Source organism: Acidovorax facilis (assembly GCF_023913775.1).
Lineage (GTDB): Bacteria > Pseudomonadota > Gammaproteobacteria > Burkholderiales > Burkholderiaceae_C > Acidovorax > Acidovorax facilis.
The window spans coordinates 1-12474 of sequence record NZ_JAMXAX010000156.1 but is presented as its reverse complement, the minus strand read 5'-3'; the positions used below and the strand labels follow the sequence as shown (position 1 = coordinate 12474).

The 12474-nt window shown below is 62.3% G+C and carries 11 protein-coding genes; 4 read left to right on the top strand and 7 right to left on the bottom strand.

The window, feature by feature from the left end; genetic code table 11:
- The first annotated feature begins 409 nt into the window (after nucleotides 1-409).
- Together NFX52_RS26610 and NFX52_RS26605 are read left to right on the top strand one after the other, a co-directional pair.
- Nucleotides 410-1165, top strand: a complete 756-nt coding sequence (locus NFX52_RS26610) for an NHL repeat-containing protein (RefSeq protein ID WP_156358691.1) — start codon at nucleotides 410-412, stop codon at nucleotides 1163-1165.
- Nucleotides 1166-1363: 198 nt separating this feature from the next.
- Nucleotides 1364-2785, top strand: coding sequence for an aspartate kinase (locus NFX52_RS26605; RefSeq protein WP_055397302.1), 1422 nt, complete (start codon nucleotides 1364-1366; stop codon nucleotides 2783-2785).
- Nucleotides 2786-2870: 85 nt separating this feature from the next.
- On the opposite strand, the gene NFX52_RS26600 is transcribed toward NFX52_RS26605, so the two are convergent.
- From NFX52_RS26600 to NFX52_RS26570, 7 genes are all read right to left on the bottom strand, one after another.
- Nucleotides 2871-4226 carry a four-carbon acid sugar kinase family protein gene (locus NFX52_RS26600; RefSeq protein WP_055397304.1) on the bottom strand — a complete coding sequence of 452 codons (1356 nt, stop codon included), beginning with the start codon at nucleotides 4224-4226 and terminating at the stop codon, nucleotides 2871-2873.
- Between the two features lie 3 nt (nucleotides 4227-4229).
- The gene (locus NFX52_RS26595; RefSeq protein ID WP_055397305.1) at nucleotides 4230-5510 is read right to left on the bottom strand and encodes a ribulose-bisphosphate carboxylase large subunit family protein; all 1281 of its coding nucleotides are present in this window, start codon (nucleotides 5508-5510) and stop codon (nucleotides 4230-4232) included.
- 85 nt (nucleotides 5511-5595) lie between these two features.
- Nucleotides 5596-6138 carry a VOC family protein gene (locus NFX52_RS26590; protein WP_207402189.1) on the bottom strand — a complete coding sequence of 181 codons (543 nt, stop codon included), beginning with the start codon at nucleotides 6136-6138 and terminating at the stop codon, nucleotides 5596-5598.
- 92 nt (nucleotides 6139-6230) lie between these two features.
- Nucleotides 6231-7028 carry a transporter substrate-binding domain-containing protein gene (locus NFX52_RS26585; RefSeq protein ID WP_055397318.1) on the bottom strand — a complete coding sequence of 266 codons (798 nt, stop codon included), beginning with the start codon at nucleotides 7026-7028 and terminating at the stop codon, nucleotides 6231-6233.
- 53 nt (nucleotides 7029-7081) lie between these two features.
- On the bottom strand, nucleotides 7082-7894 hold the full coding sequence (locus NFX52_RS26580) for an amino acid ABC transporter ATP-binding protein (RefSeq protein WP_055397320.1): 813 nt from the start codon (nucleotides 7892-7894) through the stop codon (nucleotides 7082-7084).
- Between the two features lie 14 nt (nucleotides 7895-7908).
- The gene (locus NFX52_RS26575; RefSeq protein WP_055397309.1) at nucleotides 7909-8595 is read right to left on the bottom strand and encodes an amino acid ABC transporter permease; all 687 of its coding nucleotides are present in this window, start codon (nucleotides 8593-8595) and stop codon (nucleotides 7909-7911) included.
- Nucleotides 8592-9284, bottom strand: a complete 693-nt coding sequence (locus NFX52_RS26570) for an amino acid ABC transporter permease (protein ID WP_055397312.1) — start codon at nucleotides 9282-9284, stop codon at nucleotides 8592-8594. The genes NFX52_RS26575 and NFX52_RS26570 overlap by 4 nt, the downstream gene beginning before the upstream one ends.
- A 258-nt stretch (nucleotides 9285-9542) precedes the next feature.
- Here NFX52_RS26570 and NFX52_RS26565 point away from each other — a divergent pair, with 258 nt between their 5' ends.
- Both NFX52_RS26565 and NFX52_RS26560 read left to right on the top strand, forming a co-directional pair.
- Nucleotides 9543-10610: a LacI family DNA-binding transcriptional regulator gene (locus NFX52_RS26565; RefSeq protein ID WP_055397313.1), complete on the top strand. Its 1068-nt coding sequence runs from the start codon at nucleotides 9543-9545 to the stop codon at nucleotides 10608-10610.
- Between the two features lie 256 nt (nucleotides 10611-10866).
- On the top strand, nucleotides 10867-12378 hold the full coding sequence (locus NFX52_RS26560; protein ID WP_082437391.1) for an ATP-binding protein: 1512 nt from the start codon (nucleotides 10867-10869) through the stop codon (nucleotides 12376-12378).
- Nucleotides 12379-12474 lie beyond the last annotated feature (96 nt).

Sequence of the window (12474 nt, the reverse complement as noted above, 5' to 3'; positions counted from 1 at the left end):
CCTTTCAATGAATTCTTGGTCGGGTACCCCAACTGTCTGATGGTCGGGCTGGTGCGTTTGCCGAGCTTGATGTACAGCTCAACGGCTCGGATTCGGTCTTCGTAGGAATACATGAACTACCTTCTAGTAGTCCAAGTTTTCGTCCGCACCCCCTACTGCCATCCTGAAAATTGATGCTCAAGGTGTTGAAAGTGTTTATGCGGGCCACAAGGGACTGGAGGGTGAGGGGGATGGAATTGGCAGCGCTGCACAGTTCTCTGATCCGCGCAGCCCATCCATCGATGGGAATGGCAATCTGGTCGTACTCGACCGGTTCGTTAATCCCAACAGCCACTTGTCGGGCCACATTGACGACTCCTACTCTCTGCGCCGCATAAGCCCAGAAGGCGGCACAACGAGTATCGTTCGCATGGAATATCAAAATGCGATGAGCGGAGCGGCCGTAGATCGACGAGGCAACACATATGTCGGCGGTGGGAAGCGCATTCGAGTGATTGCTCCCGACGGCACAGTCCAATCATTCTTTGAAGGCAGCGAGAGTCTTCCCGATGGATTGAAGGTGTTGGCGGTAGATAGCTCCGGTGCGGTGTATGTAGCCGCAGGCTCAACAGTACCGGCCGCAGGCCTGCCTATTTTTGTGCCGACAAGGCCGTATGGAGCAATTTACAAGATCAATTCGGACAAGACCGTGAGTCTGCTGGCTGGCAGGGCGGGCGTTCAGGGCCTGGTGGATGGCATGGGGGATTCCGCTCGGTTTTCTTCCATTGGCGGTGGCGCGCTGGACTCTGCAGGTAATCTGTATGTGGCGGATCCCGCCAATCATGTGGTCCGCAAAGTTACTCCAGCGGGCTTGGTCAGCACCATCGCCGGCCAACCCGGCGTTCTTGGCTACAACGATGGGGCGGCGGCGCAGGCTAAATTCTGGTTCCCCGTGGATGTCAAGATCGATGGTCAGGACAACTTGTATGTGGCTGATCGCAACAATGCTTTGGTGCGCAAGATCACTACCAGTGGTGTGGTGAGCACCGTGGTTGGCACGGTTGGAAAGTACGGTTTTGTACCTGGCGCCTTGCCGAGTGTGATTCCTCCCCCGGAAGGCATTGCTCTGAAAGACTCCGTGCTCTTTATTACGACGCGCAATGGGGTGTTGAGGGCTGATCTGTAACACAGAAGAGGCTGGCAGCTCATTCTGCTTGCGGGATGTCTGCTGGCAGCCCGCTGTAGCGAAATCAAGCCGCCTCCTTGGGGGCTGCGTCAAAGTGCCCGGACAAAAGTCGTGGAAAATAGAGGGTTTTCTGCCGCTACCTCTGGGGCAGAACATCCGCCCGGCCTCCCAATCACTTTTGCTCCTCTGAGCTTGTCCATGTCAGACGTCAACTCCTCCAAGATCTCTGTCGAGAAAATCGGCGGCACCTCCATGACCGCCTTTGGCGATGTGCTGCGCCACATCATGCTGCACGATCCCAAGCGCATTTATGGCCGGATCTATGTGGTGTCCGCCTACTCGGGCGTGACGAACCAGTTGCTGGAGCACAAGAAGACGGGCGAGCGCGGCATCTATGCCCTGTTTGCAGAGGGCAAGGGCTACCAGGACGCCTTGACCCAACTGGCCGCCAGCCTCAAAAAGCTGAACGCGGGCTACGCCGACCTGGGCCTGCCGCTGGATGTGGCCGATGCCTTCATCGACCAGCGCGTTGGCCAGGCGCGTGAATATCTGAACGCCATGCAGCACGTGCTGGCCAGCGGCTATCTGAGCCGCAAGGATGTGCTGCTGGCCGCGCGGGAAGTGCTGGCCTCCATTGGCGAGTCGCACAGCGCGTTCAACTCGGTCGAGATCCTCAAGGTCAATGGCGTCAACGCCATCCTGATGGACCTGGCCGGTTTTGACGACAATGAAGCCTGGACCATTGATGAGCGCATTGCGCAAAGCTTCAAGGGCCTGGACCTGAGCGACAAGGTGGTGGTGGCCACTGGCTATACCAAGGGCACCGAAGGCATCATGCGCGAGTTTGACCGCGGTTATTCCGAGGTCACCTTCAGCAAGATCGCCGTGGAAGTGCGCCCCGCCGAGGCCGTGATCCACAAGGAATTCCACCTCTCGTCCGCCGACCCCAACCTCGTAGGCCTCGAAAACGCCATCGTGGTGGGTGCCACCAACTACGACGTGGCCGACCAGCTGGCCGACGTGGGCATGGAAGCCATCCACCCCAAGGCCGCCAAGCCCATGGAGCTGGCCGGCATTCCCATCCGCCTGAAGAATACCTTTGAGCCTGACCACCCCGGCACGCTCATCACCAAGGATTTTGTGGGTGAGCGCGCGCGTGTGGAGATCGTGACCGGCACCGACAAGGTCACGCTGATCGAGATCCACGACCCCAGCATGGTGGGCACGGTGGGCTTTGATGCGGGCCTGATGAACGTGTTCTGCAAGCACGACGTGAGCTACATCCTCAAGGCCACCAATGCCAACTCCATCGCCCATCTGGTGTGGGACAACCAGGTCACGCCCGAGCTGGTGGCCGAGCTGCAGGAGGGCTACCAGGTCGTGACGATCAAGCCCAGCGCCATCGTGTGCACCATCGGCTCCAACATCGGCATCCCTGGTGTGCTGGCCAAGGCCGCACAGGCGCTGGCCGATGCGCGGGTCAACGTGAACTGTGTGTCCCAGACCCTGCGGCAGGTGAACATGCAGTTCGTGATCGAGCGCGAGGATTACAAGACCGCGATCAAGGCGCTGAACCTTGCGCTGTGCGTGAACTCAGGAACTCCCGTTCCACGCGTTTGAAGGAATGGCTGCAGGCTTGCCTGCCGCTAAGCCCTTCTATAAGGAGCCCGCCATGCGCGGGCTTTTTATCGTCTGGATGTTTCCGTCAGCCCGCGCCGAGCAGCCTCTCGAAGAGGTCCGTTCCACCCATCTGCCCACCCTTGAGCATCAACTCCAGCCCGTGGCGCGACGGATCTGAGCTGTGTGCGCTGCTCAGCGTGACCCCGGGACATACCGTGGTTTTGTACGACAGCCCCCACAGCTGAAGCGCCTGCACGGCGTGGCTGGAGGTGTCGCCCCCCGCAATGCCAATGCGCCCCAGGGGCGTGCCGTTGTCGGCCTGCGCCTGCACCACGCCGGCGACCAGGGCCGCGCTGGCGGGGGCGACGGCTGCTGAAGCACCACTGGACGGAGCAGGGGCGCCGTTCGTTGGCCCGGTGTAGGCCAGTACATGACAGCCTTGTTGCAGCCCGGCGCATATCGCGCGCTGGGTGGCCTGGGCGTACGCTGCGTCGGTGCCCAGGCGCTGCGCGTCCACAGGGATGTGTTGGTAAGACGCTGCGGCCTGGACCTGGGCCGCAGTGATGGGTGACAGGCTGCCCGCCCAGGCGAACACAGGGCCAGTCGATGGCGCCAAGGCGGGGGTGGGGTGGCTTGCGTGGGCTCCCCAGTGAGCGATCAGCGCTTGCGCCACGGAGCTGGGCCCCACGGCGAGCAGACGCGCGCGTTGTGCCTGTTGCCAGAGCAGGCGCCCCACGCTGGCCAGCTGGTCTGCACTGGTCAGGTCCAGCAGCGTGGGCATGAACGGCAAATCGGGCAGATCGGCCGGGCCGTTGTCCAGAAGCGTGCCCAGTGCGTTGCGCAAGGTTGCCGCGTTTTGCCCTGTATCCGCTTCATACAACGGGTAATGCAACGCCGTGATGCCCTGCAATCCTTGTTGCGCCAGATGCACCCGCAAGTCTGCCTCGGCCATGGGGGTCACTGGGTGCCGGTGCATCGTCGGGTGCCGGTCAATGCGGTAGACGGCTCCACCCGTCCCGGCAGCGGCAAACAGATTGCTGAACGCGCAGTATCGGCCCAGGCTGGGCTGGCCTCCGAGGATGGGCACCCAGCGGTTGTCCACGCTGGGATGCAGGGTCTGGATGGCGCAGGCAATGTTGCCGACATGGGGTGCGCTGTCGAAGGTGGAACACACCTTGTAGTGCAGCACGGTGGGCGCAATCTGCCTGAAAAATTGGCCCACACCGGTCAGCTCGACGCGCATGGCGTCGGGCGCCATGGCACGCGCGGCGCCGGCAATGCCGATGGCATCCAGCGGCCCGGCGGCCACCAACGCTTGCGCGCTGGGCACGCCCATGAACAGCATGGACCGCAGGCCCGCCTGGGCCAGCACGGCGAGGGTGTCGGTGGCGCCGGTGAAGTCGTCGCCGTACCAGCCAAACCGGGGGGCTGTGGTGGTCATGGTTCAGGGCTTCTTGCCGAAGAATTCGATGGCGCGGCGCAGCTCGGGGGCGCGTGCCGCGCGCTCGGCCAGGGTTTCGCCCTTCTGCACCGCATTCCACGCCTGCTGCAGGCTGGCCACGCCCGAAGCGGGGCCATCGGGGTGGGCCAGGATGCCGCCGCCGGACATGAACAGCAGGTCGTTGGACTGGATGTTGTCCCACGTGGCAGGCACGGTGCCAGCCCACTGGCCGTTGGAGAAGGCGGGCAACACGCGGTCGTCCAGGCCTTCGCACAGCGGGGCCAGGGTGTCGCGCGCTGACTCGATCACTTCTTCATCGGTCTGCGAGAACTTGCCTTGCAGGCCATGCACGTGCATGTGGTCCACACCCGCAAGGCGCCACAGCGTCTGCCAGGCGTTGAACGAAAAGCCCAGCAGCGGGTGGCGCGACAGGGCGCCGTAGCCGTTGCGGTGGCCGTGTAGCGCCAGCGGGGTGTGGCGCCGCAGGGTTTGCACGGCGGAGTAGCCGCACCAGTTCAGGCTCACCATCACACAGCTTCCGCCTTCTGCGGCGATCAGGTCGGCGTGGCGGCGCATGGCGTCGGTTTCGTCGGTGATGTTGAAGGCCACCATGACCAGCTTGCCGGTTTTGTCCTGGTGGGCGCGCACGCGGCGCATCACGGCTTTGACGCGGTCGGCCAGCGGTGCGTGCACCGGGTTGGCGCAGACCTCGTCGTCCTTGATGAAGTCCACCCCGGCGGCGCACAAGCGGCCCGCCAGGTCGCCGGTCTCTTCGGCCGACAAACCCACGTTGGGTTTGATGATGGTGCCGATCAGCGGGCGCCCCTGCACGCCAGTTAACGCGCGGGTGCCGCTGATGCCGTGGCGGGGCATGTCGAACTGCGCGCGGTAGGCGCTGGGCAGTTTCATCGACTCCAGGCGCAGGCCGGTGACCTCGCCCAGGTCGTACAGATTGCCCGACACCGTGGCGGCCAGCGTCGGCAGGTTGGGGCCGATGTTGTCGCACGGAAAGCTCACGCGCAGCCGGGCGCGCTGCCAGGTCTGCGGCGTGTCGAACATGCCGCGCCGCTGCATCCACCCGTTGGGCAGCGACGGCGCGGGCGCCACGTCCAGCAGCTCGACCGACTCGACCGTGGCGCGGGCACGTTCGCGCAGCGCGTCGGTCTCGCCCTCCACCCGGGTGAAGGTGCCACACGATTGTTCGCCCGCCAGCACCTCGGCCACGTGGGCCGGGTCCAGCGGGGTCTCGATCAGGTAGGTGGCTTCAAAGCGGTCTGGGGACATGGGGTGTGTTGCTACTGTTTTGATAGCTTCTAGCGCTTATGGAAAAAGCGCTAGGGGCCAATTTGACTTGAAATTCAGGCTTTTTTCAGATCTTGGACAGATCAGGAAAAGGCCGCACCGGGTCCGTCGTGCCGTCCCAGGTTTCCGATTCCGCACGGATCAGGTCGAACATGCGGCCCTTGGGGCCCGCCACTTCCGACAGCTCGATCACCGTGCCCGGGTGGTACTCGGTGTCGAAGTACACAAACCGGCCCTTTTCGCCCACCTCGCCGCTCATCACCGTCTTGAAGCCCTGGGCCGTCAGCCGCGCCAGGTCGGCGTCGTAGTCGCTGGTCCAGTACGCCACGTGCTGCAGCCCGGTGCGCCCGGCCTGCAGAAAGTCGCGGTACATCGATGGCACATCGTTGCGCGTCTGGATCAGCTCGACCTGCACATAGCCCGAGTTGGCCAGCGCCACCGAGTTGTGCGGCTCGTAGGGCTCGCCCTTGTAAACGTAGTTCTTGATCGGAACCTTGGGGTTGTAGAACCATGGGCCCACGCCCAGGGTTTTGCTCCAGTAGTCCATGGCGGCTTCGATGTCGTGGACCACATAGCCGAGCTGGCGAATGGCACCGAAATGACGGCTCATAAAAATTTCCTTTGGTGGTGATGCGTCGGGGCAGGGCGCAGCCGGGCGGGGCCCATCAGGCGCCGCCCAGGTTGCAGGCTTGCTTTGTTTGCTTACTTGGCGCCGTCGATGATTTCTTTGGGGATCGGCACGCCCGCGTACTTCACATGGATGTCGTTCAGCTTTCCGTTGGCCAGGTTGGTCTTGATCCAGCCGTTCACGGCGGCCATCAGCTCGGGCTGGCCTTTGCGCATGGCCACGCCCAGTTGGTACGACTGCAGGATGAACTTGGTCTCAAAGTCGCGCGACGGGTTCTTCTTGGCGATGGCGGCAATGATCGGCGGCGTGATGGCCACGATGTCGGCCTGGCCGGTGGCGGCCGCCGTGATGGATGCCGACTCGTCGTCGAACCGCACCACCTTGGCCTGCGGCGCGCGCTCGGTCACGATCTTGTCTTGCGGGCCGCCGCGTGTCACGGCCACGGTCTTGCCTGCCAGGTCTTCAATGCTGGTGAGCTTGAGGCTCTTGGGCGCGCCCACTGCGGCCTGGATGGCGCCGTAGGGGATGGAGAAGTCCACCGCCTTTTGGCGTTCGGGCGTGATCGACAGCGACGAGATGATCAGGTCCACCTTGTTCGACAGCAGGTTGGGGATGCGCGACGAGTTGGTGGTGTTCACGATCTCCAGCGTTAGCCCCAGGTCCTTGGCCAGCAGCTCTGCTGCTTCCACGTCCGAGCCCACGGGCTTCATCTTGTCGTCCACGTAGCCGTAGAACGGCGCGCCAAAGTCAATGCCCACGCGCAGCTTGCCTGCGGACTTGATGTCGGCCAGCTCTGCCATGGCAGGCACGCACAGAGCGGCGGCGCTGACGGCCAGCAGGGTGCGGCGGAGGATGGTGAGGGAAGTGGTCATGGTTGTCTCCTGGTGGTTTTTGAATAGCGAATCGAAAGGGGCAGGGCTGAAACTCATAGCCCGTGAGAAAGAAAGTCGCGCAGCTCGGCGGTCTGCGGGTTTTTGAGCATCGCGCCCGGGCCGGTCTCCCACACCTTGCCTTCGTGCATGTAGATGATGGTGTCGGCCACGCGGGCGGCAAACTCCATCTCGTGCGTGACCAGCACCATGGTCATGCCGCCCTGGGCCAGCGCTTCGATCACGCGCAGCACTTCGCCGGTCAGTTGCGGGTCTAGCGCCGATGTCACCTCGTCGAACAGCATCACCTGCGGCTCCATCGCCAGCGACCGGGCAATGGCCACGCGCTGCTGCTGCCCGCCCGACAGTTGCTCGGGGTAGGCCTGCGCCTTGTCGGCCAGGCCCACTTGCTGCAGCGTGCGGGCGGCAATCTCGCGCGCCTTGGCCGTGGGCAGGTTCTTCACGGCCTTGGGGGCCAGGGTGATGTTCTGCTCCACCGTCAGGTGCGGGAAGAGGTTGTAGCTCTGGAACACGATGCCCACGTCCTGGCGCAACTGGCGCAGGTCGATGGCCGGGTCGTGCACCGCGTGGCCGCAGACATTGATGGTGCCGCTGTCGATGATCTCCAGCCGGTCGATGCAGCGCAGCGCCGTGCTCTTGCCCGACCCGCTCTTGCCGATGATGGCCACCACCTGGCCCTTGGGAATGGCAAACGACACGCCCTTGAGCACCTGGTTGCTGCCAAAGCTCTTGTGCACGTCTTTCAGTTCAACCACCGGTTGCTGTTGCTGTCCTTGTTGCTGGGGTTGTTGTGCAGACAAAGCAGCGTGCGCAACAGGTTGCACAGCAGCGTCTTGGGCAAGGTTCATGGTGTCTTCTCGTTTCATGCGGTGGTCACAGGCACAGTGGCTGGGCCACGGTTTCCAAACTGCTGGCGCTGCTCCAGCTTGTGGCTCCAGACCGACAGCGGGTAGCACATCGCAAAGTAGACGATGGCGATCAGCAGGTACACGGTAAAAGGCTGAAAGATGGAGTTGTTGATGAGCTGCCCCGCACGCACCAGCTCGATAAACCCCACGATGGACGCCAGCGAGGTGTTCTTGACGATCTGCACCATGAAGCCCACCGTGGGCGGCGTGGCAATGCGCACCGCCTGCGGCAGCACCACCAGCCGCATGCGCTGGGTGCGCGACAGGGCCAGGCATTCGGCCGCCTCCCACTGCGTGCGCGGCACCGACTCGATGCAGCCGCGCCAGATTTCACCCAGGTACGCGCTGACGTAAACAATCATCGCAATGCTGGCCGCCACGATGGCGGGCAGCTCCAAGCCCGCTATGGATAGGCCGAAGTAGCACAGAAACAGCACCACCAGCAGCGGTGTGCCCTGGATGATCTGAATCCACGCAATCGTCGCCCACCGCACCGCCTTGATGGGGCTGACCCGGGCCAGCGCAATCACACCCCCGGCCAGACCACCGCCCACAAACGCAATCAGCGACAGCCCCACCGTCCACAGCGCGCCAAACAGCAGGTACTGCAGGTGATACGAGTTCAGTCCACCGTCAATCATTTGGCGCTCCCCAGTTTGCCCAATTTGCGTCTGCGCGTGAACATGATCTGCCCGAACACCCACAGCCCCAGCCGCATCAGCAGCGACAGCGCCAGATACGCCACCGCCACCAGGATGTAAGCCTCAAACGGGCGGAAGGTTTCAGACTGCACCCGCGCCGCCACGGCCGTGAGTTCCTCCACCGAGATCTGCGAGGTGATGGACGATGCCAGCATCAGAAGCACAAACTGGCTGGTGAGCGCGGGGTACACCTTCTCCATGGCCGGGCGCAGCACCACATGCCAGTACACCTGCCGTCGCGTGAGGCCCAGGCACTCGGCCGCCTCGATCTGGCCCTTGTGAATCGAATCCATGCCCGCCCGCATGATTTCGCAGGTGTAGGCCGCCACGTTGATCACCAGCGTCAGCAGCGCCGCAGCAAACGCCGACACCTTGAAGCCCAGGCTGGCCAGGCCAAAGAACACCAGAAACACCTGCACCAGCAGCGGGGTGTTGCGCAGCACCTCTACATACGCACCGCAGGCCTTGGCCAGCCAGCGCGTGTCGCCGCGCCGGCCAATGGCCAGCAGCGTGCCACCCACAAAACCAATCACCGTGGCCGGGAAGGACAGCAGGATGGTCATCCAGGCCCCTTCCAGAAACTGGGGCCAGTTGGCCAGCACGCTGGCAAAGTCGAACTCGTATTGCATGGATGCGGTGGCGATGCTTCAGCGCACGCAGGCGGGGCGGCTGGGTACGAAGGGCACGGGCGAGCCCGGGGTGCGGCACGCGGCGCGAGTTGGGATATCAGGCATGTCTTGTCTCCTGCGCAATCGGTCTTGGCCGTTGCAACCTAGGGTTTGTACTGATGGTTTCTGATGCCTTTCAGCATCGAACGCCCAGTGATACTATCCGCGGAATCCATCAAATACCAGCAAACTAAATGATGGTTTTTGATTGAATTGCACATGGCCCAAAACCCGCCCAACCCCAGCAGTCCCCGCAGCCCGCGCATCCCCGACATCGCCCAGTTGTCCGGCGTGTCCACTGCCACGGTCGATAGGGTGCTGAACCAGCGCTCGGGCGTGCGCAACGCCACCGCGCAGCGGGTGCTGCAGGCCGCAGCCACCCTGGGCTACCTGCCGCAGGCCGAGCTGCATGCGGCACTTCAGCCGCAGCCCCTGCGCCTGATGGTGCTGATCCCCGAGGGCAGCAACCGCTTTCTGCAAATGCTGGGCGACGTGATCGGCTACGCGCAAGACCACTGGGCACCGTTCAACGTGCGCTGCCAGGCTGCGTACATCGAGAGCTTTAACCCCGACGCACTCGCCAAAGCGCTGCTGCACTACGGCAAGCGCTGCGACGGCATCGCCTTTATGGCGCTGGAGCACCCCGTGGTGCGCGAGGCCGTGGCCCAGCTGGCAGAGCAGGGCGTGCCTACCGTCACACTGATCTCGGATTTATCCAACTCGCGCCGCGTGGCCTACGTGGGCCTGGACAACCGCGCCGCAGGCCGCACCGCCGCCTACCTGATCGCCCGCTTCATGGGCCCGCTGGCCCACAGCCGCAAGGCGCATGTGGCGATGATTGTTGGATCGCTGCGCTACCGCGCCCACGAAGAGCGCGAGGCGGGTTTTCTGCATCTGTTCGAAGAACAGTTCCCCCTGGTGCAGGTGGTGGGCGTGCGCGAAGGCCAGGACGACGCCGAACGCAACTACCGCCAGGCCCGCGCGCTTCTGGAGCAGCACGACGACCTGGCAGGCATCTACAACATCGGCGGCGGGGCCGAAGGCATTGGCCGTGCGCTGAAAGAAGCAGGGGCAGACCGCAAGATCGTATTCATCGGCCACGGCCTCACGCCGGATACGCGGGCGCTGCTGATTGACGGAACGATGGACGCGGTCATAACCCAGAACCCGCAGGGCGCGGTGATGAACTGCGTGCGGATATTTGCGAACCTGCGGGATGGGCGGGAGCCGACGAGCGGGGTGGAGACTACGCGGAGTCAGGTGATTTTTCGGGAGAATTTGCCGTAGGGGCAATGCTGCGCCGCGTTGGCGGCAGGCCAACAGGCGCGCGAAGGCTTGCTCTTTATCGGGAAACCTATGCTGAACTGGCTCATTGACCGCACAGGCTAGTTGCAGTCATACGCTGACTGCAAACGAATGAGTACTATCGGCCAATAGCTATCGTTCAGAGTTGACTGCTTTCGGGTAGGCTCTTTAACCTGAACTCCCTTTGAGTTGTGCACCCAGCCAGGCGTCACAGAGCACGCATTCGACAAGCCCCATCATGAAACTTGCACACGTTCGCATACGGAACTTTCGCTGTTACCGCGAGGAGTTCGAGATGCCCATCGATGAGCTAACTTGCATCATCGCCAAGAACGATGCCGGAAAGTCAACCGTTCTTGAGGCTGTCGACGCGTTCTTCAACCTTGAGAAGCTTGACTCTGAGGGCCGATCGATAGGTGCTGGAAACGCTTCGCCTGTAGACGTTACATGTATCTTTCGCGATGTACAAGCTCGCTTGATCGTCGATTCGGACGCCACGATCGCGCCTCAGGACGAGTATCTGCTCAACGAGGATGGACTGCTCGAGGTCACCAGGAGATTTTCCGGTGCATCTCCAAAGTGCGAGGAAGTTTTTGTAAAGGCAATACATCCATCGGCAGATCGCTTCAATGACCTCTTCTCACTTACGATCGCTCAACTGCGACGCAGAGCACAAGACCTCGGGGTGGATCTGAACGGTGTCAATCAGGGCGTGAAGTCGTCGATCCGCCACGCAATATGGAACTCCGTACCCCGGCAGGACCTTGCCTTGCGCGAAGTGCAACTCGAAGTCAAAGGCACGATTTGGAAGCCGCTTCAAAATGCTCTTCCGCTCTACCAGTTGTTCCGAGCTGACCGACCAAGCTCGGACCAAGACGCAGAGGCTCAGGATCCTCTGAAGTACGCGATCAAGGAAGCGCTGGTTAGTCAGCAGGCTCAGTTGGAACTGATTGGGAACCATGTTCGGCAGCAAGTTGAGGCAGTCACGCGAGCGACGATTGACAAGCTCCGAGAGATGGACCCCGCATTGGCCGGCGAGTTGAACCCAGTCTTCTCCTCGCTGAACTGGGCGAAGGTGTTCTCTGTGTCGCTTACCGCAGAGGATCAGGTGCCGCTTAACAAGCGCGGCAGCGGCGTCAGGCGGCTCTTCCTGATTAACTTCTTCCGTGCGAAGGCAGAGCAGTTGGCTGGCGACCGAGGGGCGCCAGATGTAATCCTCGCAATTGAAGAGCCAGAGACATCACAGCATCCTAACAATCAACTGCTACTCCTTGAAGCATTGATTGAACTGTCCCAGTCGCCCTCAACGCAGGTTTTGCTCACCACGCACAATCCGCTTCTTGCGCGCAAGATTGACCAAAGCCAAATCAGATTCATAGAAGTCGCGCCGGATCGAGTCCGCACTGTCGCACCAAACGATGACGCCGCCTCTATCAGGCTCCGGGACTCCTTGGGCATCCTTCCAAACCATAACGTGTGCGTTTTCGTAGGCGTCGAAGGTCCGAACGACATTGAGTTCCTAAGCCGCATCTCGGCCACCCTCGCTAGAACTGAGGCAGACATCCCTGACCTCCGCGCCGCGGAGACCAGTGGCACCCTTGTCTACATTCCGATGGGTGGCTCCACCCTTGAGCTGTGGACGAATCGCCTGCAGGGCTTGGAGGTCCCGGAGGTTCATATCATGGATAGAGACTGTGCGCCCCCACAGCCAGCAAAGTATGAGGTTGCCCCTGAAAAGTGGAGTTCTTAACCCTTGTTGAAAATACCGACAAGGAGTTGAGCAATGAGTGACAAGCAAGTGCGTGCGCAGTACACGCGGGAGTTCAAACTGGAGGCGGTTCGGCAG

Excerpts from the sequence above, each read along its gene's own strand:
- NFX52_RS26610 (WP_156358691.1), top strand. The coding sequence starts at position 410 with ATGGAATATCAAAATGCGATGAGCGGAGCGGCCGTAGATCGACGAGGC.
- NFX52_RS26605 (WP_055397302.1), top strand. The coding sequence starts at position 1,364 with ATGTCAGACGTCAACTCCTCCAAGATCTCTGTCGAGAAAATCGGCGGC.
- NFX52_RS26600 (WP_055397304.1), bottom strand. The coding sequence starts at position 4,226 with ATGACCACCACAGCCCCCCGGTTTGGCTGGTACGGCGACGACTTCACC.
- NFX52_RS26595 (WP_055397305.1), bottom strand. The coding sequence starts at position 5,510 with ATGTCCCCAGACCGCTTTGAAGCCACCTACCTGATCGAGACCCCGCTG.
- NFX52_RS26590 (WP_207402189.1), bottom strand. The coding sequence starts at position 6,138 with ATGAGCCGTCATTTCGGTGCCATTCGCCAGCTCGGCTATGTGGTCCAC.
- NFX52_RS26585 (WP_055397318.1), bottom strand. The coding sequence starts at position 7,028 with ATGACCACTTCCCTCACCATCCTCCGCCGCACCCTGCTGGCCGTCAGC.
- NFX52_RS26580 (WP_055397320.1), bottom strand. The coding sequence starts at position 7,894 with ATGAACCTTGCCCAAGACGCTGCTGTGCAACCTGTTGCGCACGCTGCT.
- NFX52_RS26575 (WP_055397309.1), bottom strand. The coding sequence starts at position 8,595 with ATGATTGACGGTGGACTGAACTCGTATCACCTGCAGTACCTGCTGTTT.
- NFX52_RS26570 (WP_055397312.1), bottom strand. The coding sequence starts at position 9,284 with ATGCAATACGAGTTCGACTTTGCCAGCGTGCTGGCCAACTGGCCCCAG.
- NFX52_RS26565 (WP_055397313.1), top strand. The coding sequence starts at position 9,543 with ATGGCCCAAAACCCGCCCAACCCCAGCAGTCCCCGCAGCCCGCGCATC.
- NFX52_RS26560 (WP_082437391.1), top strand. The coding sequence starts at position 10,867 with ATGAAACTTGCACACGTTCGCATACGGAACTTTCGCTGTTACCGCGAG.